The organism is Ancylobacter moscoviensis (genome assembly GCF_007559435.1).
Taxonomy (GTDB): Bacteria; Pseudomonadota; Alphaproteobacteria; order Rhizobiales; family Xanthobacteraceae; genus Ancylobacter; species Ancylobacter moscoviensis.
In genome coordinates, this window is record NZ_VMBP01000003.1 from 437,985 (window position 1) to 459,149 (window position 21,165).

Genomic DNA, 21,165 nt, shown 5'->3' on the forward strand with positions numbered 1-21,165 from the left:
TTAGCGGACAGTTGATTTGAGTTATTCCATGGTAACAACAGCCGGCTTAATCTACCGCCATCACCGTTCGTAAGCGGTGATGGTACAGGGGGAGCCCGATGGAATTCGATCCCGTCTTTCTGGCGCGCATCCAGTTCGCCTTCACCATCTCCTTCCACATCATCTTCCCGAGCTTCACCATAGGCCTCGCGGCCTATATCGCGACGCTGGAAGTGCTGTGGATCACCACGGGTGCCGAGCGCTACCATCGCATCGCCCGCTTCTTCACCAAGATCTTCGCCGTGTCCTTCGGCATGGGCGTGGTGTCGGGCATCGTGCTCTCCTACCAGTTCGGCACGAACTGGAGCCGCTTCTCCCACGTCGCCGGCAACGTGATCGGGCCGCTGATCGGCTACGAGGTGCTGACCGCCTTCTTCCTCGAGGCCACTTTCCTCGGCATCATGCTGTTCGGCTGGAACCGGGTGCCGCGCGGCCTCCACGTGCTCTCGTCGATCATGGTGGCGCTTGGTACCTCGCTGTCGGCCTTCTGGATCCTCGCCGCCAACAGCTGGATGCAGACGCCGGCCGGCTACGAGCTCGTCAACGGTGTCGCCCATCCGGTGGACTGGCTGGCGGCGATCTTCAACCCGAGCTTTCCCTACCGCTTCGCCCACATGGTGACGGCCTGCTACCTCACCACCGCCTTCGTCGTGCTCGCCGTCGGCGCCCGTTATGTCTATGCCGGGCGCCATCCCGAGGACGGGCGCACCATGATGCGCATGGCCATCGGCCTCATCGCCATCCTCGCCCCGGTCCAGGCCTTCATCGGCGACGCGCACGGCCTCAATACGCTGGAGCACCAGCCCGAGAAGATCGCCGCCATCGAGGCCCATTGGGGTGAGACGGACGGTGTGGCGGGCGGCGTGCCGCTGGTGCTCTTCGCCATCCCGAACGAGGCCGAGGAGCGCAACGACTTCCAGATCGCCATTCCGCATCTCGGCAGCCTCATCCTCACCCATAGCTGGGACGGCACCTTCAAGGGACTGAAGGCCTTCCCGCCGGAGGACCGGCCGCCGGTCGCCATTCCGTTCTTCGCCTTCCGCGTCATGGTCGGCATGGGCCTGCTGATGATCGCGGTCGGCTGGCTGGGTGCCTTCCTGCTGTGGCGCCGCCGGCTGTTCGAGAGCGACTGGTATCTCGCGCCGATCCGCCACATCTGGCCCATCGGCTTCATCACCATCCTGTCCGGCTGGTTCGTCACCGAGGTCGGCCGCCAGCCCTGGGTGGCCTACGGCATCCTGCGGACGGTGGATGCCGTCTCGCCGGTTGCCGGCTGGGCCGTGGCGACGACGCTCGCCCTGTTCGTCCTGGTCTATGCCTGCGTCTTCTCGGGCGGCATCTATTACATCAACCGCCTGATCGTGAAGGGTCCCGAAGGTCCGGCGCTGGAGCCGCCCGAGGGCTTGCCGAACCGGCCGCTCACCTCCGCTCACGAGGCGACGCGCGCTGCCATCAACGCTGCGGGGGAATGAGTCATGGACATCAGCCTCGGCATGGAATGGTACCTGCCCGTGATCTGGTCGCTGCTGCTGGCGGTGGCGATCGCGATGTATGTGGTGCTGGACGGTTTCGACCTCGGCATGGGCATCCTCTTTCCCTTCGCCGGCAGCGACCGGGAGAGGGACCAGATGATGAACTCGGTCGCCCCGTTCTGGGACGGCAACGAGACCTGGCTCATCCTCGGCGGCGGCGGCCTGCTCGTCGCCTTTCCCCTCGCCTACTCCATCGTTATGCCGGCGCTCTACCTGCCGGTCATCTTCATGCTGCTGGCGCTGGTGTTCCGCGGGGTCGCCTTCGAGTTCCGCCATGTCGCCGACACCAGCCGGTATCTCTGGAACATCGCGTTCACCGGCGGCTCGACCCTTGCCGCCTTCTTCCAGGGCGTGCTGCTCGGCGGCTTCGTGCAGGGCATCAAGGTGGAGAACAACGCCTTCGCCGGTGGCCCGCTGGACTGGGCAACGCCCTTCGCCGCGCTATGCGGCCTCGGCGTGGTCGCGGGCTACGCGCTGATCGGCAGCGTCTGGCTGGTGATGAAGACAGATGGCGCCACTGCGATCCGCGCCCGCGCCCATGCCAAGGTGCTGCTGGTTGCGGTGCTGGTCTTGATGGGCATCGTCAGTCTGTGGACCCCCGTCGCTTTCCCGCGCATCGCCGAGCGGTGGTTCACCACGCCGAACCTGTTCTATCTGGCACCAGTGCCGCTGCTCACCTTGCTGCTCGCCTATGCCGTTTGGCGTTGGCTGGACAAGGGGCATGAGCACCTGCCCTTCTTCGGCGTCATCGGCCTGTTCCTGCTCGGCTATATCGGCATCGGCATCTCGATCTTCCCCTACCTCGTGCCGCCGAGCCTGACCGTGTGGGAAACCGCCGCCACGCCGGCGAGCCAGGTCTTCATGCTCATCGGCACCATCTTCATGCTGCCGATCATCCTGGGCTACATCGCCTTCGTGTACTGGCTGTTCCGCGGCAAGGTGCGCGAAGGCGAGGGCTATCACTAAACCTCGTCGAGCTCGGCAAGCTCCGCCGTCTCGATGACGGTCTCGCCGGCAAGGCGCGCGCGCACTGGCGCGAAGGACGTGCGGTGGTGGCGGCAGACCCCGAGCTGGGCGAGCGCCGCCTGATGCTCGGGCGTGCCGTAGCCCATGTGCCGCTCGAAGCCGTAGCCGGGATGGGCGAGGCCGAGCGAAGCCATGAGCCGGTCGCGCGTTACCTTGGCGACGATGGAAGCCGCCGCGATCGAGGCGACGAGCGCGTCCCCGCCGATGATCGTGCGCCCGGCGCAAGCGAGCGGCGGCAGATCGTTGCCGTCCACCAGCACGAGACGCGGCCTGCACGGCAGGCCCGCGACCGCCTGTGCAAGAGCCCACAGCGTCGCCTGCCGGATGTTGTGACCGTCGATACGCGAGGGCGGAGCAAAGGCCAGCGACACCTCGGCCGTGGCGCAGATCTCGTCGAACAGCGCCTCGCGCCGCACGGCCGTGAGCCGCTTGGAATCGTCCAGCCCCTTGGGCACGCGCCTGGGATCGAGGACCACGGCGCAGGCAACCACCGGCCCCGCCCAGGGGCCCCGCCCTACCTCGTCGGCCCCGGCCACCGGTGCCTCGCCGGCCTTCAGAGCGGCGCGCTCCAACGAAAAGTCCGGCTTCTGTCGTGCGGCGGCCATGTTCAGGGGTCTCAGATAGGCGTCAGTACCGCCTCCCGGTCGACGACTCGGATGCGATGACGCACGATGGCGCCCGGAAGGACGGGATGCAACCATCCCGCGGTAGCGCCGGCAGGCGGAATCGGGCGACGTGACGTTAGGTTGAACACGGGCAGGCGATGAACTGGTCTGAACGCATACAGGAATTCGTCACCCTCTGGGTGGTCATCGATCCTCTCGGCACCCTCCCCGTCTTCCTGGCCGTCACCGCCGGCCTGAACGCGACCGACCGCAACAAGGCGGCCTTGCTCTCGGTACTCGTCTCCTTCGGCGTGCTGGTGTTCTTCGCCATGGCCGGGCACTGGCTGCTTCGCTCGATGGACGTCTCGATCGAGTCCTTCCAGATCGCCGGCGGCATCGTGCTGTTCCTGTTCGCGCTCAGCATGATCCACGGCACCAGCCATATGGACGCGCGGGCACCGGCCGAGCAGAACCCGGTCGAGATCGCGATCTATCCGCTCGCCATCCCCTCCATCGCCAGTCCAGGGGCGATGCTCGCCGCCGTGGTGCTGACCGACAATGCCCGGCACGATTTCCCGGAGCGGGCCATGACCATCGTCACCTTCAGCATCGTCCTGCTGGTGACGCTGGCGATCATGCTGGCGGCGGGGCGGCTGGTGCACCTCATCGGCCGTGGCGGCGCCTCGATCATCAGCCGGGTGATGGGCATGATCCTCGCCGCGCTGGCGGTCGACCTCGTCCTCAGCGCCGCCGCTGAGTGGCTCCACCTGCCGCCGATCTGACGTCGCCGCCGACCGGCACCCGCGCAAACGAAAAGGGCGCGGCCTACGCCGCGCCCGTCCGTATTCGAAGCGTGTCGGACTTCGATCAGAAGTCCATACCGCCCATACCGCCGCCCGGCATCGCCGGGGCAGCCGACGCCGGCTTCGGCAGGTCGGCGATCATCGCCTCGGTGGTGATGAGCAGGCCGGAGACCGAAGCGGCGTCCTGCAGCGCGGTGCGCACGACCTTGGCCGGGTCGACGATGCCGGAGGCGATCATGTCGACGAACTGCTCGGTCTGGGCGTTGAAGCCGAAGTTCTGGTCCTTCGACTCGAGCACCTTGCCGACCACGATCGAACCCTCGACGCCGGAGTTCTCGGCGATCTGACGGATCGGCGCCTCGAGCGCGCGCAGCACGATCTTGATGCCGGCCGCGATGTCGGCGTTGTCGGAGGTCAGCTTCTCGACCGCCTTCTTGGCGCGCAGCAGGGCGATGCCGCCGCCGGGGACGATGCCTTCCTCGACCGCCGCGCGGGTGGCGTTGAGCGCGTCGTCCACGCGGTCCTTCTTCTCCTTGACCTCGACCTCGGTCGCGCCGCCGACGCGGATGACCGCGACGCCACCGGCGAGCTTGGCCAGACGCTCCTGCAGCTTCTCACGGTCGTAGTCCGAGGTGGTCTCCTCGATCTGCGCCTTGATCTGCGCGACGCGGCCCTCAATGTCCTTCTTCTTGCCGACGCCATCGACGATGGTGGTCTTTTCCTTCTCGATGATCACCTTCTTGGCGCGACCGAGCATGGCGAGGCCGACGCTCTCCAGCTTGATGCCGAGCTCTTCGGAGATCACCTGACCGCCGGTCAGGATGGCGATGTCCTCAAGCATGGCCTTGCGGCGGTCGCCGAAGCCCGGCGCCTTCACGGCCGCAACCTTCAGGCCGCCGCGCAGCTTGTTGACGACGAGGGTGGCCAGGGCCTCGCCCTCGACGTCCTCGGCGATGATCAGCAGCGGCTTGCCGGACTGCACGACCTGCTCGAGGACCGGCAGGATCGCCTGCAGGCCGGAGAGCTTCTTGTCGAAGATGAGCATGTACGGATCTTCCAGATCCACGGTCATCTTCTCGGCATTGGTGATGAAGTAGGGCGAGAGGTAGCCGCGGTCGAACTGCATGCCCTCGACGACCTCGAGCTCGGTCTCGGCGGTCTTGGCTTCCTCGACGGTGATGACGCCCTCGTTGCCGACCTTCTGCATCGCACCGGCGATCATCTCGCCGATCGAGGCATCGCCGTTGGCGGAGATGGTGCCGACCTGAGCGACCTCGTCGGTGTTCTTCACCTTCTTGGCGCGCTTGGAGATGTCCTTGATGGCCTCGGCGACGGCGAGATCGACGCCGCGCTTCAGGTCCATCGGGTTCATGCCGGCGGCGACCGACTTGGCGCCCTCGCGGACGATGGCCTGGGCGAGCACGGTGGCGGTGGTGGTGCCGTCGCCGGCGAGGTCGTTGGTCTTGGAGGCAACCTCACGCACGAGCTGCGCGCCGAGGTTCTCGAACTTGTCCTCGAGCTCGATCTCCTTGGCGACCGACACGCCGTCCTTGGTGATGCGGGGAGCGCCGAAGCTCTTCTCGATGACGACGTTGCGACCCTTCGGGCCGAGCGTGACCTTCACCGCGTTGGCGAGAATGTCGACGCCGCGCAGCATGCGCTCGCGGGCATCGCCGGCGAATTTTACGTCCTTGGCAGCCATGTGGCCTACTCCTGAATGGTGTTGCGTCGAGGGTCTTCAGCCAGCGTCAGCCGACGATGCCCATGACGTCGGATTCCTTCATGATCAGCAGGTCCTGACCGTCGATCTTGACCTCGGTGCCCGACCACTTGCCGAACAGCACCTTGTCGCCGGCCTTGACGTCGAGCGGCACGAGCTTGCCGGCCTCGTCGCGGCCGCCGGGGCCGACGGCGACGACTTCGCCCTGCGAGGGCTTTTCCTTGGCGCTGTCGGGAATGATGATGCCGCCTGCGGTCTTTTCCTCGGCATCGAGGCGCTTCACCACGATGCGGTCATGCAGGGGGCGGAACTTCAGCTTGGCCATCGGTTGATCCTCGGTCTTCCTGTCTCGCGCCGGCATGGCGCTCGTGAGCAGCAATAGGCTGGGCAGTTAGTAGCACTCTTCCCAAACGAGTGCCAAACCGCCGCCGAGATAGGCAGGCCGCGAAGGGGTGTCAAGGCACGCCGGCGCGGGAAAAACGCCGGACGCGAGCGTTTTTTCGGCGCAGCTTTCCCGGCGCTTCGGCACGCACGAAAAAACCCGGCCCGCATGGCGGACCGGGTTTTCCCGAACAGCTTTCCGAGCAGGCCGCGACGACGAGCGCGGCACCGCGACGGCGATCAGACCGACTTCTTGATGGTCTTCTCGACCGAGGCCTTGATCGGCTCGGCGGTGTCGGTCGCCACCTTCTGGGCGATGGTCGACAGTTCCTTGGCCTGGGCCGACAGCACGTCGAACTGCTTGCGCAGATGACCGGTGGAAAGCTCGACGGCCTCGGAGACGGACTTCGCACCGAGCAGCGCGCCGACATAGTCGAAGGCCGCGTTCACGTTGGTGCGCAGCGACTCCAGCGCCACGGCATTGTATTCGGCCACGCCCTTGGAAGCGGTCGAATAGGCATCTTCCAGCAGGTCGGTGGTCTCTTCGGCGCTCGACTTCAGCTTCTCGTAAGCGTCGCGCGCGCTCTGCACGCCCTTCTCGGCCATCTCCCGCACGACGGCGGGCACTTCGAGGTTGGCCGGGATGTCGAGCTTCGGCAGCGCCGCTTCGAAAGCGGACGTGGCGGCCTTGGCGGCCTTCTTCGGGGTGGCGGTGGTGGCCTCAACCATGGGTTCTCTCCTCGCATACGCGGCGAAACCAGAAAGGCGACAGCCGCTCCCGCGCGGGCGGCCACGCCGTGACCGGCAGACGCAGCGTCAGGAGCGGTTCCCGATGCCCTGCCATGTCTCGTACGCCATAATTGTGCACTGCAATATCATATTGCAATGCACAATCAACCCGACTGAGCGATTTTTTCGTCACTGCGCTGGAAATAGGTCGCCATGCGCCGTTCGGGAGACCCGGACAGGGACTATTTCCCCGTCTTCTTCCCGGTGGCGAGGCCCGTGGCGGCACCGGCATGCTCGCCGATGGTCTTGGCCTGCTCGGTGAGGCGCGAGGCCTGCTCCTTCACATATTCCGCATGCAGGCGCGCCCATTCGTCGACCGTGGAGGCCTTGGCAAGGCGAGAGGCGAAGTCGAACCCGGCCGCGATATTCTCTTCCGCGAATTCCAGCGTGGTCCGGCCAAGATCACGCGCACTGTCATGCGCCACGTCGAGCTGACGCCCGGCATCGTCGAGCGCCTTGTGCGCCGCATTGAGGAAGCCATCGATCGCCGCGCGCGCCTGATCCACGCCCTGCTCGGCGATGGTACGCAGCTCCGGAGGGATTTCGAGTTTCGGGTCATCGGCCATCGCGCAAACTCCCTCCTGAATGGTGCTTTTATGGTAATCGCTCCCGGCCGCCGATCAATTCGGGCCTATGCCTACGACGAAAGTATTATATGCGTCGCAAAAGGCAATCGAAATCGGCCGCGCGTCGTCTCGCCGGTTGCAACTGATTAACCGGGATCGGTGGGAACCGATTAACCGGAAACGATGAAGCTGGCGCGACAAGGGCCGGTCCGCATGGCACCGGACGCCGGCCCGCACTATTGTTAGGCTTCAGCGGTGGACCGTCCCTCGGCCCGCCATCTGCTTCCGGCTCGGGCCGGCGGGATCATTCGGACGACGATGAACACACCGATGGACGGTTTCGGCGGCGCGGCGATCGAAGCGCTGCGTGCTCAGGCGGCCACCGCTCTTGCGGCGGCGGCGCCGGCCGTTCTCGTGCATGCCGATGGCACGCTGATCGCCGCCAATGCCTCGGGCCGCGCGGTGCTGGACGAGGCGAGCGCCGCCGCCTTCGCCGTCCGGCTCGCCCCCGGCCTGCGTCCCGGCCGCCCGGCGCGCATGGAACGCCTGCGCCTGCCGGGCCGGCTCACTCCCGCCACCTTCGCCTGCAGCCTGCTCGTCTCGGGCACCGCCCGGGCCGTCCTGCTCGTCGGACTGGATGCGGTGCCCACCATCGAGGCGGCGGCACCAACTGTCGCCCCGGTGCCATCGCGGACCGAGCAGCCCACCGCCCCTGCCCTGCCTGCGCGTTTCACCTGGCGTACCGGCCTCGACGCGCGGCTCGGCGCCGTCGATCCCCGCCTTGCCGCCGCGCTGGGCCGCACGCCCGAGGATCTCGCCGGCCTCGACTGGCACGCGCTCGGCGCGCCCGGCGCCCACCGGGCGGTGCTGGAAGGGCTCAGCTTCAATCATCTGCCGGTGCTGCTGCCGACGACCCATGGCGATGCGCTCGACATCGAACTCGGCGGCGCGCCCATCCGCGGCGAAGGCATGCGCGGTTTCGGCATCGTGAAGGGTCGCCAGCCGGTCCCCGCCGGGCTCGTCCGCGAGGCCGCGCCGGAACCCGTGACACCAACCGCGCCGCCGCGCATGGCGACGCCCCAGCCGCCGGTCGCTCCCGCACCTCCTGCCACGCCCATGCCTCCCGCCGCAACGGAAGGCCAGCCGCCGGTTCGTGTTACGCTCAGCATCGTGCCCTCCGCGCCCAATGTCGTGCCGCTGCGCGGCAATGGCGAAGGGGCCCGCACCGACAACGGCCGTGGCGAGAACGCGCGCGCCTCATGGGAGGGCCTCTCCAACGGCGAGCGCAACGCTTTCCGCGAGATCGCCCGCGCGCTTGGTGCCCGGCTGGAGGGCGTCGACGATTTTGGCGATCTTCCCGCATCGGAAGTTCCCATCCCTGCCGAAGAGGCGCAGCCCTCCCAGGCGGGGCAGGAAGCCGCTGCGCCGGAAGCACCGACCTTCCGCGACGAGGCCGCTGCCCCCTCGCCTCCGGCGTCGATGCCGCCCTCCGTCATCGCTCCGGCCACGCCGGCTCCACGGCCGGAGCCGGACGGGCTGCAGCGGGTGCTGGCCGATGGCGAGCGCCCGGTCCTCGACCGCCTGCCGCTCGGCATGATCGCATTCCGGGGCGACCGCCTGCTCTATGCCAACCGCGCTCTGCTCGACTGGACCGGCCATGCCGACCTTGCCGCGCTGGAGGCTGCCGGCGGCCTCGCCGCCCTGTTCGGCGATGCGCCGGAAGCCGATGAGGATGATGGACGCGCGCTGACCATCACGACCGCTGCCGGTCTCCCGATAACTGTCGAGGCCCGGTTGATGTCCGCCCCGTGGGAGGGCGGCATGGCGATGCTCTATGTTCTTCACCGCGTCGCGGGCGCGCCCGTCAGCCCAGCCGTCGAGGCGGACGAGCGCCTGCGCCAGGCCGAACTGGCCCTGCGCGAGGCGGAAAGCTCCAGTCGCGAACTGCGCGCCATCCTCGACACCGCGACGGACGGCGTGGTGCTGATCGACGCCGCCGGCACCATCCTGTCGATGAACCATCCGGCGGAAGCCCTGTTCGGCTTCAACGCCGGCGACGTGAAGGGCGAGGCCTTCACCCTGCTGCTGGCGCCCGAGAGCCACCGCGCCGCTGTCGACTATCTCGACGGCCTCGCCTCCAACGGCGTCGCCAGCGTGCTGAACGACGGGCGCGAGGTGATCGGCCGCGTGCGCGAGGGCGGGCTGATCCCGCTGTTCATGACCGTGGGCCGGGTCGGCGAGGACCCGACCAAGTTCTGCGCTGTGCTGCGCGACATCACCCAGTGGAAGAAGGCGGAGGAGGAACTCATCGAGGCCAAGCGCCTCGCCGAGCGCGCCAACCTCGCCAAGTCCGACTTCCTGGCCAAGATCAGCCACGAGATCCGCACGCCGCTCAACGCCATCATCGGCTTCTCCGAGGTCATGATGGAGGAGCGCTTCGGCGCCATCGAGAACCAGCGCTACCGCGACTATCTCAGGGACATCCACGCCTCCGGCGAGCATCTCATCTCGCTGATCAACGACCTGCTGGACCTCTCCAAGATCGAGGCCGGCAAGCTCGACCTCGCCTTCACCAGCGTGTCGCTCAACGAGATCGTGCAGCAGTGCATGGGCATCATGCAGCCGCAGGCGAACCGCGAGCGCATCGTCGTGCGCTCCTCGCTGGCGACCGACCTTCCCCCGGTGGTGGCGGATGCGCGCTCGATCCGCCAGATCGTGCTGAACCTCGTCTCCAACTCGGTGAAGTTCACCCAGCCGGGCGGCCAGGTGATCCTGTCGACCACGCTGACCGAAAACGGCGAGGTGGTGCTGAGGGTGCGCGACACCGGTATCGGCATGTCGGAGGCGGACGTCGCCATCGCCATGGAGCCGTTCCGCCAGATCGCGACCTCCGGACGAGCCGGCTCGGGCGGCACCGGCCTCGGCCTGCCGCTGACCAAGGCGCTGGCCGAAGCCAACCGCGCCAGCTTCAACATCCGCAGCGCAGTGGATGTCGGCACCATCGTCGAGATCACCTTCCCCTCGACGCGTGTGCTGGCGGAGTGAGCGTTTCCAACAGACTGTTGATCTAAAAGGAGTTTCGGCCGCCTCTTTGGTCCAGTGAGGCGACCCAGAATGCAGATGGCCTACCCCTCTCCGAAGCTCAACCGGACGTCAGGACGCTGGCGTTTCCGCAAGGTGGTTCCCGCCGCCATTCGTCCTCGTCTGGGCAAGACCGAGATAGTGCGATGGCTGGGCACTGACCGCGACGAGGCCCGCAGGCGGAACGCCGAACTGCATGCCGAGTGGGAGGCGCGGTTCGCTGCGCTGGCGAGCGGCATAACCGTTCTCTCCCGAAAGCAGGCTCTGGCCTTGGCGGGGCGCTGGTACCAGTGGTTCGTGGCACGGCATGACGATGATGCCGCCACCACACCCGAGGGGTGGCAGCAAGCGCTTGATGCCCTGCACGAGTTAGAGGCTACAGGCGGCCTGCTGGATGAGCGTGACATCTCGCCTCTGGATGAGAGGCCGCGTGGGCCGAAGACGACGCAGCGGGTGCATGCCTTCCTGCACGACCGGGGACACCTCGCTCAATTCTTCGTGGACGAGGGTGTGACCCTCGCGCCAGCTTCGCTCCCGCTGTTCATGGAGGCGATGGAGGACCAGTTCTATGCCGCTCACCAGCGGCTCATGCAGCTTGCTAGGGGCGACTACAGCCCCGATGAGCGCCTCGCGCGGTTCCCGGTGTGGGAGCGTGCTGCGCCGGTCTCAAAGCCCTCTGGCGCTGCTGCTGCGTCAGGCGAGAAGCTGACATTGCCGGTGCTGTTCGAGCGGTGGAAGGCTGCCCATCCCGAAATTTCTCCCGGCACGCTGAAGGTCTACGCCCCGTCGATCAAGGCTTGTGACGCCTTCCTGAACGGTATGGATGTGCGGTCCATCACCGAGGATGACCTCTGGCGATGGGTGAAGCACCGCCTAGAGGTTGAAGGCGTCTCCGGCAAGACCATCCGCGACAACAGTCTGACGGCCCTCAAATCGGTTCTGGGCTGGGCCGCGTCCTATGAGGGCGGGCGGGTACTGACCAGCAATGCCGCTGCGGCTGTGAAGCCGAAGACGCCCAAGCGAGTGCGCGAACGCCAGCCGAATTTCCGGGCCGATGAGATCAAGGCCGTGCTTGGCGCCGCGCTGGCCGTGCCTGACGACCCGAAGAACCCGACGCAGGCTTTCACGCGGCGCTGGGTGCCGTGCCGAAGATAGCCGGCTCCACCTCGCGCCAGTTCGCCTTGGCGGCCTCGAACAACTCGCCAATCTCCTCGCGCGGCAGCGGCAGCACCGTGCGGTCCTTAAACAGGTAGCCGTTGAAGCGCTTCACCTTGGCCTCGATGGCGAAGGCGAAGGCGCCGGTATCCATCGCCTCCCAGAGCTGCCCGACCAGTTCCGGCAGCAGTTCCGGGGTCACCCGGCTGCGGTCCAGCACGCGCTTGAAGCTCTCCTTCGGGATAAGCTCCACATCCTCCGCGAACATGGTGAACAGGCAGCGCATGAGGAAGGAGGCGATGGCCTCGCGCTTGTAGCGCGGCGTGCCGTCCGGTCCGCGCTGTTCCTCAAGGAACTTCGACACTTTGGCGAGGCGCTCGGCTATGTCGCGTGTGACCTTGGCGGCGCGCTTGGTCGGGTCGAGGCTGTGCGGGTCGGTCCAGACCTTTTTCAGCCGCTCCCGGACCTCCTCCGAGCGCAAGTCTTGCAGGAAGATGCGGAAGCCCTGCCGATCCGGGAATTGCGCATAGTTCTTCCCCTGCCCGGAGAAGTCCGCATACAGCTCGAAGCAGTTGCCGACATCGCAGACGATGAGGAAGGGCGGCCAGCCCTCGGCAGGCGGTAGCGCCTTGGCGTAGTCCTCCGCCTGACGGCGGGCGTTCATCATCAGCACGTCCCAACGGCGGCTCACGCGACGCCCCTGCGGCGGCTCCTCAACGGGAAAGAGCGCCTGCTGCTCCCCTCCCGCCGCCTTCGGTCCCTCGCCCTGCCTGCTCTGCTTGGCCTCCAGTACGAAGCAGCCGCGCTTGTAGAGGTCGATGCGCCCCTTGGCGGTGGAGCCGTCTGGCTCGCGGAACGTCACGGCCCGCTCGAAGACATAGGCGTTCAGCTCGGTGGCGTGCGCGGCCGGCTCCGGAGATTCCACGCCGATCAGGCGGCAGAACTCGGTGAGGAACAGGGCGTAGTTGGCGCGCTCCTGCCCACCGTCACGGCCTGTCCAACGGGAAATGAAGCGCTCGACGTCGGTCATGCCGGCCCAAATGACACGAGGAGAGCTGCGAGGCTAGCCTTCCGTCATGCGGCCGGCAATGCGGTATCCTATGCGGTCCCCGGCGCCGTCTCCAGCGCCCGATATACGCTTGCCCGGCCAATGCCGAGGGCCTTGGCTATCTCGGTCACGGTCTTGCCCTCCGCATGCAGTCGCCGTGCGTCATCCGCCTTCAACCGCGCCGAGGGCTTGCGGCCGGTGTAGCGCCCTTCGGCCTTGGCCTTGGCGATGCCCTCCTTCTGGCGCTCCAGCATCATCTCGCGCTCGAACTGCGCAAACCCCGCGAAGATATTGAGGATCAGCCGCCCGGTGGCGCTGCGTGTGTCCACCATCTCGCCCCCGAGATTCAGCACCCGCAAGCTGACGCCCTTCATGTCGAGGTCGCGGACGATATCCCACAGGTGGATGGTGGAGCGCGCCAGCCGGTCAATCTTGGTGACGACCAGCGTGTCGCCCTCGCGCACGAAGTCCATCGCCCGCACCAGCTCCGCACGGCTGCCCACCGAAGACGCCTGCTCGCTGAACACCCGCCCGCACCCGGCTGCGCTAAGGTCCCGCTGCTGCGCTTCCAGCCCGGCCGCCTGCTCCGCCGTGGAGGTACGCGCATAGCCGACCAGCAGCGGCGCCGGGGGCGGCATGGGCGTGCCGTTGGGGCGAGGCTGGGGAGGCCCTTCGCCCGGCCGCATCCCGGCAAGGGCCGCCGCCTCGCGCTCCAGCCGCGCCCGCTGGCGTTCGAGCTTCTGCTGCTGCTTCAGCAGCCGTTCAAGCGGATCGACAATGCGCGACATGCTCTGCCTCGTGTCCAAAAGGTCCAGACATGAGAGTCGAGCCCGCCCAAAATGTCAACACCCATCCTATTGGACGCACTTGGGCGCAGAAGCGGACGTGTCCGGATGGGCAAGGTCTATTGGACGTTGGCCTCTCGCGGGGCAGAAAGGAGTTTTATAATTTTGGCACGCAGCTCAGCGCGGGAAAGTCGGCTCGCTTGTTTACGTACCTCCGCGAACTCCTCCTCGGACAAGTGTTCGCCCAATTGGGCGAGGTTCTCTCGCACAACAATGAGGCTGCCCTCAGCGATACCGTCTATCAACAATATAGCCTTAAGAGCGGCCACACATCGCTTCTTGATATCTTGATCGCCCTTCAGACCTGCGATCAGCAATGCATCTGCCAGTCCCACGTACCTGAGTTCGTGATCCGCAAGAGCGGTTTCCTTGTCTAAGACGACAACGCCGCTTAGCCCTGCGATTAAGCTCACCAACTCCGACCTGTCACTCCTCCTCCTACCTAACACGAAGCTCATCCGCTTGGAGCGCATCCTCACGGCAATCGCCGTAGACATGATTGCAACGGACAGCGCGGACATTGCTGCTCCAAGGAGAGAAAGCCACGGTCGTTCATCTGTTGTCGCTGTTGGCATCAGACTGCCCAACACCTCAGAACTTCTTACGGAGACATCGAGCCCGCGCTCCACGTTGGGCGTCGCCGTCATAGCCGAGATGGTTAAGCGCTCGCTTGGCAGCATCCGAGGAATACGGACCAATCCTCCATCCGGCCCTGTCGCGACCTGAGGCGCCAAGATGTTCTCGCCGACCGCAAGGCTCTCGATTTTACCGCTGGGGTCCCGCATCCGGACCGTGACATCGGTCAACCCCGTCTTCCCTTCGTTCGCAATGACCACGGCAAATATCCGCTGGAACTCATTTCCTTTGGGAAGTCCCGGCCCAGAAATAACACTGTACTGCAGGATGGATTTCGGCCTCGTTATCTCGTCATAGAGCTTAGGGGCAAGGGAAAAGAACCCGGCCACCAAAGCAGGAGCAATGACAAAGATGAGAAAGTGCTTCCAGCCAATATGCTGCTTATTAGAACCAGCGTCGTTTGCGTCGCTTACGTCGGTCACTGCGCCCCCCCGCTCCCGAGTACCGCCTAACTGTACCGCCGACTCTCATTCTCGGTATAGATGCAAGAGACGATTCCCACGGCTGCGAGTAGCGTTGCACGCTATCCGGTGCCCACGCGCCGAGCGCACCGAGGAAATTCAGTTAGACGAGGGCAGAGGGGGGATTTTGCTCAACTCTCCGACTTCGGACGCGTGCTCACATCGCTGCCGTAAACTATCCAGCAGGCTTGACGCCAGTCCGTCACTCTGGTCCATTGGCGTCATCAATGGCCGAATAAACCTTTTATATATCAACGAGCTGCGCCCCTATCCGGCAAGCACCTTCCCCTCGACGCGCGTGCTGGCGGAGTAGCTCGGAGAAGCGGAGCCAACGCTGGGAGCAGGCCGGCCCCTTCGCGTTGCCGGCGATCTCGGCGACCGGCAACAGCAGCGCGTCGCGTAGCGCGCGGCCGAGGGCCGTCGGGTGGAAGCATGGGTCGGCCGCCTCGACTCTCGTCGCTCGATGGAGCAAGGCACAGGTGCGGCGCCCGGCATATCAGCGCGGCCAAGACGCTTTCGAACGCGAACCCCGCGCCCACGGGTGGCGGAAGATGCCGTCGAGCGGGGCGTACGGGCACCTTGCACCTCAGGAACCGTCAGCGCGTTCCCGTCTCACAACGCCACATGAAAGACGTCGAAGGGGAATGGGGAGCCCGCGGCACGCCTGGCTCCTAGTGCACCCTCAGGGCAGCGGCCCGGCGACGCCCATCGCGTCAGGACTTCCGAAGAGCGGGCGCGCGGCGCCGGAACGGCGGATGAGCGCCTGCGGGTCCGGCAGAACGATCGGCCGCTCCCACTCGCCCCGCACGATGAAGGGCAGCTCGAAGGCGACGGGCGCGGCGCGAGCGGCATCCGCCGCGACCGCGCCGGTCTTCGCCGTTTCCACTTTCTGCCCCGCTTCCGAAACGAGTTGCGCCGTGCCGGCAAAATCGAGATCGCGCTGGGCGATCGAGCTTTCGCCGGAAAGGGCGATGCGCAGCTTGGCGCTGGTGAGATCGATGCGATCCAGCTTGGCGATGCCGTCCCGGATGCTCGCGTCGATGACAATGTCGTCGTAAGGCGTGCGCCCGCCGCGCAGATCACCCGCGCCCGACAATGGACGTTTTTCCAGACGGGACAGGATGCGCCCGACATCGATGCCGACCAGCGCGCCGTTCTCGCCGGTCAGTGTGAAAGCACCGCTCAGCTTCTGGACGATTTCCATCATGCTCGCGCCGGAGCCTCCCGCCGAGAGGCGAAAGGAACCCGTGCCCTCCAGTCGCTGCAGCCGGAACAGTTCACCCAGCGCCTTGGCCAGCGCCACATCGTCGGCGGAAAGATCGAGACGCACATCCGCGCCGGAGCCCGTGTCCACCGGCGACACATGCAAGGCAGCGCGGAAGATGCCCCCCCACGCCTCTGCCTCGCCGATGGCGATGGAAAGCTTGCCGCTCTTCAGCGCGGCACTCGCCGCCATGCGCTGCAAGACGGCATCACCGACGCGCAGCTGCGTGGCGGAAAGGCGCAGGTCAGCGTCGAGCGCGCGCGTGCGCCGGAGATCGATCGATTCTCGGCTCCAGCTACCGCCCTGCGAACCGGCAAGGCTGAGCTGCCCATAGGGAGAAAGATCGAAGGACTCGCTGGCGAGCGAGCCTTGCAGATTGGCGTGGCCACCGTCGAGGCGCAGGTTGAAGGCACCCACGCTGGAATTGCCGTCGAGATCAATACGGGCCTCGCTGAGCACCGCGCCCTGTTCCGACAGCAGGGCATTGGCGCGCAGGTTGAAGGCGCCGAAGCCACGCTCCGTGGGAGCGTCGAGCCCAAGCCATTCCAAAGCATCGCGAAGTTGCCGCGACGCGACGGTGAGCGCGCCGGTGACCACCGGCCCGCCGGCAAGACGCGCCCCGCCCTGGAAGGACAGCTCCGCCGGTGCGCCCGAGAGCGACAGGCGCAGACTGCCCGCCCCACCCGAAGCGAGAGCGGCGAGGCCGCTCAGCGTAGCGTCCACCTCCAGCGGCTCGCCGCGCCAGACCACGCGCCCCTTCGCCGTGGCGTCACGCCCGCCGCGCCAGCCGAGACGAATGTCCGCCTCCGGAATCACCGCTTCGTCGCCATCGGCATGAGCGATCTTGAGGCTGCCATCCGTCACGTAGACATCGGCCTCGGACTGCGCGGTGCCGAGACCCGCGACCAGCGCCGCCAGCGCGTCCACCCCCTCGCCCGGATCGGCCAGGGTGAGGTCGGCATCGGTCAGCTCGATATGGTCGGCGCTCGCGCGGCCGGTAAGCAAAGGCAGGAGGTCGAGCACGATTCGCGCCGAACCCGCCTCGAGCCGCGCGCGCGGATGGTCGATGGACACGCCCGCCATGTCGATGGCCGGCCAGGGAAAAACCGAAAAACTCACGGCGCCGTCGATGACGGGGCGCTGCCCGATCGCCGCCTGCACCATCGTCTCCACTTCGCTCCTCAACCGCGCTTCCGAGGCGAGTTTGGGCGCAAGAATGCCGGCGGCCAGCGCCACCACAACGGGCAGAAGAAGGATCGGAACGAGTTTCTTCATTATTAGCGTCGGTTATTGCCCCCGAAGCCTCGCTACAGCATTGGGGCGAAGCGGCGCAAGCATGCGACCCGGCATCGGCCTGGATATAAGCCGAAAGATGGGTCGCGCCAGCGGACACAAGCCCCTCCTGAGCGGCTGCAACATGTTGGCTGTCTGTGTCTGTTTGATGGCCTGACAGAAGCCGGGCCCGGCGCTATGAGTCGTCGCAGAGGCGGACCGCGATCCGGCGAGCGGCGCGGCGTGAGGGGACGGAGGGGACGAATGGGCGAGACGGGCCAGGAACCGCTGTGGAGGCCGAGCCCCGAAAGGGTCGCCCGTACCGGGATCGCCTCCTTCATCGCAACGGTGAATGCCCGCCACGGTACAGCGTTGAGCGACTACCGCTCGCTGCATCGCTGGTCGATCGAGCAGCCCGGCACGTTCTGGGAAGAGATCTGGCAGCTCGGCGACGTCATCGGTGACCGCCGGGGGCCCGCGCTGGTCGATGCCGACCGCATGCCCGGCGCGCGGTTCTTTCCCGAGGCGACGCTGAACTACGCCGAGAACCTGCTGCGTCCGCGCGATCCCGCGAGCGTGGCGCTGATCTTCCGCGGCGAGGACAAGGTCGAGCGCCATGTCAGCTTCGGCGAGCTGACGGAGCTCGTCTCCCGGCTTCAGCAGGCGCTGCGCGCAGCGGGCGTGGGCGTGGGCGACCGGGTGGCAGCGACGCTGCCGAACCTGCCCGAGACCATCGCCGTCATGCTGGCGACCACCTCCCTGGGTGCCGTCTTCTCCTCCTGCTCGCCGGATTTCGGCGAGCGCGGCATTCTCGACCGCTTCGGCCAGATCGAGCCCAAGGTATACGTTGCCTGCGACGGCTACTGGTACAACGGCAAGCGTGTCTCCATCGGCGACAAGCTGAGGAGCGTCGTGCCGCATCTGCCGACCGCGGTGCGCACGGTGATCGTGCCCTATCTGGGCAATGCCGAGGAAGTCGCCGCCGGCCTGCCGAACGGCGCCTCGCTCGACGCCTTCATCGCCCCCTTCGCGCCGGCCCCGCTCACCTTCGAGCGTCTGCCGTTCAACCACCCGGCCTTCATCCTGTTCTCCTCCGGCACCACCGGGGTGCCCAAATGCATCGTGCACAGCGCGGGCGGCACTCTGCTCCAGCACATCAAGGAGCACCGGCTGCACTGCGACCTCGCGCCGGGGGACCGGGCGTTCTATTTCACCACCTGCGGCTGGATGATGTGGAACTGGCTGGTGACCGGCCTCGCCAGCGAGCTGACGCTGTGCCTGTTTGACGGTTCGCCCTTCGCACCCACGCCCGGCGTGCTGTTCGACTATGCCGAGAAGGAGCGCTTCGCGCTGTTCGGCACCTCGGCGAAGTACATCGACTCGCTGCGCAAGGAAGGCATCCGCCCCGGCGAGACGCATGACCTCTCCGCCCTCAAGGCGCTAACCTCGACCGGCTCGCCGCTGGCGCCGGAGAGCTTCTCCTTCATCTACGAGGCGATCAAGGCGGACCTGCATCTCGCCTCCATCTCCGGCGGCACCGACATCATCTCCTGCTTCGTGCTCGGCGATCCGACCTCGCCGGTCTACAAGGGCGAGATCCAGGCTCCCGGCCTCGGCATGGCGGTCGAGGTGTGGTCGGACGAGGGCAAGCCAGTGACCGGCGAGCGGGGCGAGCTCGTGTGCACCCGCCCCTTCCCCTGCATGCCGGTGATGTTCTGGAACGACCCGGAGGGCGCCAAGTACCGCGCCGCCTATTTCGAGCGCTTCCCGAACGTGTGGTGCCATGGCGACTTTGCGGAATGGACGGAGCATGGCGGCATCATCATTCACGGCCGCTCCGACGCGACGCTCAACCCGCAGGGCGTGCGCATCGGCACGGCGGAGATCTACGCCCAGGCGGAACAGATCCCCGAGATCGTCGAGGCGATCGCCATCGGCCAGGATTGGGACAACGACGTGCGCGTCGTGCTGTTCGTGCGGCTGAAGGAGGGCGTCAGCCTCGATGCCGATCTGGAGAAGCGCATCAGGACACAGATCCGCACCGGCGCCAGCCCGCGGCACGTTCCGGCCAAGATCATCGCAGTGACCGACATTCCCCGCACACGCTCCGGCAAGATCACCGAACTGGCCGTGCGCGACGTGGTGCATGGCCGCCCGGTCAAGAACACCGAAGCCCTCGCCAATCCGGAAGCCCTGGAACTCTACCGGGACCTGCCGGAACTCGGTTCCTGATCATGGCGCGGCCGGCTTAGCCGCGCCAGCAGGATCACCGGAATCAAGCCGACCAGCACAATGAGCAGGGCGGCGAAGGCGCCGTCCTCGTAGGAACCGCGCGCGGCCTCGCTGTAGACATGGCTCGCGAGCGTCTCGAAGTTCAGCGGGCGCAGCATCAGCGTCGCCGGCAGTTCCTTCATGCAGTCGACGAAGACCAGCAGCGCCGCCGTCCCGAGCGCGGGGCGCAGCAGCGGCAGATGGATCAGGCGCACCACGCCGCCCGGGCGCTCACCGAGACTGCGCGCCGCCATGTCGAGCGTCATCCCGACCTTCTCGTAGCCGGTCTCCAGCGCGCCGACGGGGATCGCCAGGAAGCGGATCACATAGGCGATGATCAGCGCCGCGCCGGAGCCGGAGAGGATGAGCCCCGTCGCCGTGCCGCCGAGCGACTGGACGGTGGAGGAGACGAGGTTGTCGAATCCCGCCAACGGCACCAGCAGGCCGACGGCCAGCACCGTGCCGGGAACCGCGTAGCCGACCGCCGCCAGGCGCAGCAGCCGAGACGAACGGACCGTCCCGGTCCGCGCGGCAATGGCAAGGAGCAGCCCGCAGCCAAGCGCCAGAGCCGTTCCGATCGCCGCGAACAAGGCCGTGTTCAGCACCTCCACGAACACGGTCTCGGGCAGACCGTTGAACATGTACCGACCATAGGCCGCGTGAACGAGATGTCCGGCCGGCAGCAGGAAGCCGAGCGCCACCGGCAGCAGGCAGGCGAGGAAGGCGAGCGTCGCTTGTCCGGCCGCGAGCTGGCGCCGCATGGGCGGGCGCGAGCGGGCGCCAACATTGGCGTGGCTGATATGCCGGCGGCCCCAGCGTTCCAGCATCACGAGCGCAATCATCACCAGCAGCATGAACAGCGCGATCTGCGCCGCGCCTGGCAGGCTCGAACGGTTGAGCCAGGTGGAATAGATGGACAGCGTCAGCGTCTGCACGCCGAGGAATTCGGAGGCGCCGATGTCGTTCACCGTTTCCATCAGCGCCAGTGTCACCCCCACCGCGATGGCCGGGCGAGCGAGTGGCAGGGCGATGCGGAAGAAGGTGCCCGTCGCGCCATGGCCGAGTGTGCGCGCCGCGTCCAGGGCGGAGGCCGTCTGCACAAGGAAGGCGGCACGCGCCGGCAGGTAGACATAGGGATAGAGCACGAGGCCCAGCAGCACGATGCAGCCCGGCAGGTTACGGACCTCCGGCAGCCACAGATCGCGCGGGTTCGTCATGCCCAGGGCGGCGCGGATCGCGGTGGGGATCGGCCCCAGCGGATGGATCGCGTCGACATAGACATAGGCCTGGATGTAGGTCGGGATGGCGAGCGGCAGCAGCAACGCCCACTCGAAGATGCCGCGTCCGGGAAAACGGCACACCGCCACCAGCCAGGCGGTCCCGGTGCCGATGGTGCCCGCGATAAGGCCGACGCCGATGGCGAGCAGCGCGGTATCGGTGATGGCGACCGGCAGCACGTTGCGCAGGATGTGCGGCCACAGATCGCCGGAACTCTGCGCGGCGGTGAAGACGAGGGCGGCGATGGGCAGCAGCACCAGTGCGACGATGGCGACCGCACCGGCGCGCAGGATCCGACCGCTGGCGCCGGCGATGCCGGAAACGCTGCTTGGCCGGTAGCCCCCCGCCGGATCCGTCGTCACCGAACTCATGGATGCTCGTTCACCACCAAGA

The 21,165-nt window shown here is 66.8% G+C and carries 16 protein-coding genes; 6 read left to right on the forward strand and 10 right to left on the reverse strand.

Features of this window, described 5'->3' with window-relative positions:
• Positions 1 to 98 precede the first annotated feature (98 nt).
• Together FO470_RS12165 and cydB are read left to right on the forward strand one after the other, a co-directional pair.
• Positions 99 to 1,511, forward strand: a complete 1,413-nt coding sequence (locus tag FO470_RS12165; protein WP_144343213.1) for a cytochrome ubiquinol oxidase subunit I — start codon at positions 99 to 101, stop codon at positions 1,509 to 1,511.
• A 3-nt stretch (positions 1,512 to 1,514) separates the two neighbouring features.
• On the forward strand, positions 1,515 to 2,537 hold the full coding sequence (gene cydB, locus FO470_RS12170; RefSeq protein ID WP_144343214.1) for a cytochrome d ubiquinol oxidase subunit II: 1,023 nt from the start codon (positions 1,515 to 1,517) through the stop codon (positions 2,535 to 2,537).
• Here the strand turns inward: cydB and FO470_RS12175 are convergent.
• Positions 2,534 to 3,202, reverse strand: a complete 669-nt coding sequence (locus FO470_RS12175; RefSeq protein WP_144343215.1) for a ribonuclease HII — start codon at positions 3,200 to 3,202, stop codon at positions 2,534 to 2,536. The genes cydB and FO470_RS12175 overlap by 4 nt on opposite strands.
• Positions 3,203 to 3,360: 158 nt before the next feature.
• Between FO470_RS12175 and FO470_RS12180 the strand changes: the two genes are divergently transcribed.
• Positions 3,361 to 3,984, forward strand: coding sequence for a MarC family protein (locus FO470_RS12180; RefSeq protein WP_144343216.1), 624 nt, complete (start codon positions 3,361 to 3,363; stop codon positions 3,982 to 3,984).
• Between the two features lie 85 nt (positions 3,985 to 4,069).
• Here the strand turns inward: FO470_RS12180 and groL are convergent, their stop codons facing one another.
• From groL to FO470_RS12200, 4 genes are all read right to left on the reverse strand, one after another.
• Entirely contained in the window at positions 4,070 to 5,707 is a 1,638-nt protein-coding gene (gene groL, locus FO470_RS12185) for a chaperonin GroEL (RefSeq protein ID WP_144343217.1), read from the reverse strand.
• A gap of 46 nt (positions 5,708 to 5,753) precedes the next feature.
• On the reverse strand, positions 5,754 to 6,050 hold the full coding sequence (gene groES / locus FO470_RS12190) for a co-chaperone GroES (RefSeq protein WP_013165451.1): 297 nt from the start codon (positions 6,048 to 6,050) through the stop codon (positions 5,754 to 5,756).
• Positions 6,051 to 6,346: 296 nt separating this feature from the next.
• Positions 6,347 to 6,835 carry a phasin gene (locus tag FO470_RS12195; protein ID WP_144343218.1) on the reverse strand — a complete coding sequence of 163 codons (489 nt, stop codon included), beginning with the start codon at positions 6,833 to 6,835 and terminating at the stop codon, positions 6,347 to 6,349.
• 242 nt (positions 6,836 to 7,077) lie between these two features.
• A complete protein-coding gene (locus FO470_RS12200; protein ID WP_144343219.1) occupies positions 7,078 to 7,461 on the reverse strand; it encodes a phasin family protein in 384 nt (127 codons plus the stop codon).
• Between the two features lie 318 nt (positions 7,462 to 7,779).
• On the opposite strand from FO470_RS12200, the gene FO470_RS12205 reads away from it, so the two are divergent.
• Both FO470_RS12205 and FO470_RS12210 read left to right on the forward strand, forming a co-directional pair.
• Positions 7,780 to 10,506 (forward strand): PAS domain-containing sensor histidine kinase, encoded by a 2,727-nt coding sequence (locus tag FO470_RS12205; protein WP_144343220.1) that lies wholly within the window; start codon positions 7,780 to 7,782, stop codon positions 10,504 to 10,506.
• A gap of 69 nt (positions 10,507 to 10,575) precedes the next feature.
• Positions 10,576 to 11,697 carry a DUF6538 domain-containing protein gene (locus FO470_RS12210; RefSeq protein ID WP_144343221.1) on the forward strand — a complete coding sequence of 374 codons (1,122 nt, stop codon included), beginning with the start codon at positions 10,576 to 10,578 and terminating at the stop codon, positions 11,695 to 11,697.
• Here FO470_RS12210 and FO470_RS12215 read toward each other — a convergent pair.
• The 4 genes from FO470_RS12215 to FO470_RS12230 form a co-directional block, all read right to left on the reverse strand.
• Entirely contained in the window at positions 11,666 to 12,727 is a 1,062-nt protein-coding gene (locus FO470_RS12215; RefSeq protein WP_246659574.1) for a type IIL restriction-modification enzyme MmeI, read from the reverse strand. The two genes, FO470_RS12210 and FO470_RS12215, sit on opposite strands and share 32 nt — an antisense overlap.
• 68 nt (positions 12,728 to 12,795) lie before the next feature.
• Positions 12,796 to 13,533 carry a recombinase family protein gene (locus FO470_RS12220; protein WP_335880692.1) on the reverse strand — a complete coding sequence of 246 codons (738 nt, stop codon included), beginning with the start codon at positions 13,531 to 13,533 and terminating at the stop codon, positions 12,796 to 12,798.
• Between the two features lie 116 nt (positions 13,534 to 13,649).
• A complete protein-coding gene (locus FO470_RS12225) occupies positions 13,650 to 14,648 on the reverse strand; it encodes a hypothetical protein (protein WP_144343222.1) in 999 nt (332 codons plus the stop codon).
• Positions 14,649 to 15,369: 721 nt separating this feature from the next.
• On the reverse strand, positions 15,370 to 17,226 hold the full coding sequence (locus FO470_RS12230) for an AsmA family protein (RefSeq protein WP_144343223.1): 1,857 nt from the start codon (positions 17,224 to 17,226) through the stop codon (positions 15,370 to 15,372).
• Between the two features lie 261 nt (positions 17,227 to 17,487).
• On the opposite strand from FO470_RS12230, the gene FO470_RS12235 reads away from it, so the two are divergent.
• Positions 17,488 to 19,455 (forward strand): acetoacetate--CoA ligase, encoded by a 1,968-nt coding sequence (locus FO470_RS12235; protein ID WP_144343224.1) that lies wholly within the window; start codon positions 17,488 to 17,490, stop codon positions 19,453 to 19,455.
• Here the strand turns inward: FO470_RS12235 and FO470_RS12240 are convergent.
• Positions 19,425 to 21,143, reverse strand: a complete 1,719-nt coding sequence (locus FO470_RS12240; protein ID WP_144343225.1) for an ABC transporter permease — start codon at positions 21,141 to 21,143, stop codon at positions 19,425 to 19,427. The two genes, FO470_RS12235 and FO470_RS12240, sit on opposite strands and share 31 nt — an antisense overlap.
• Positions 21,144 to 21,165 lie beyond the last annotated feature (22 nt).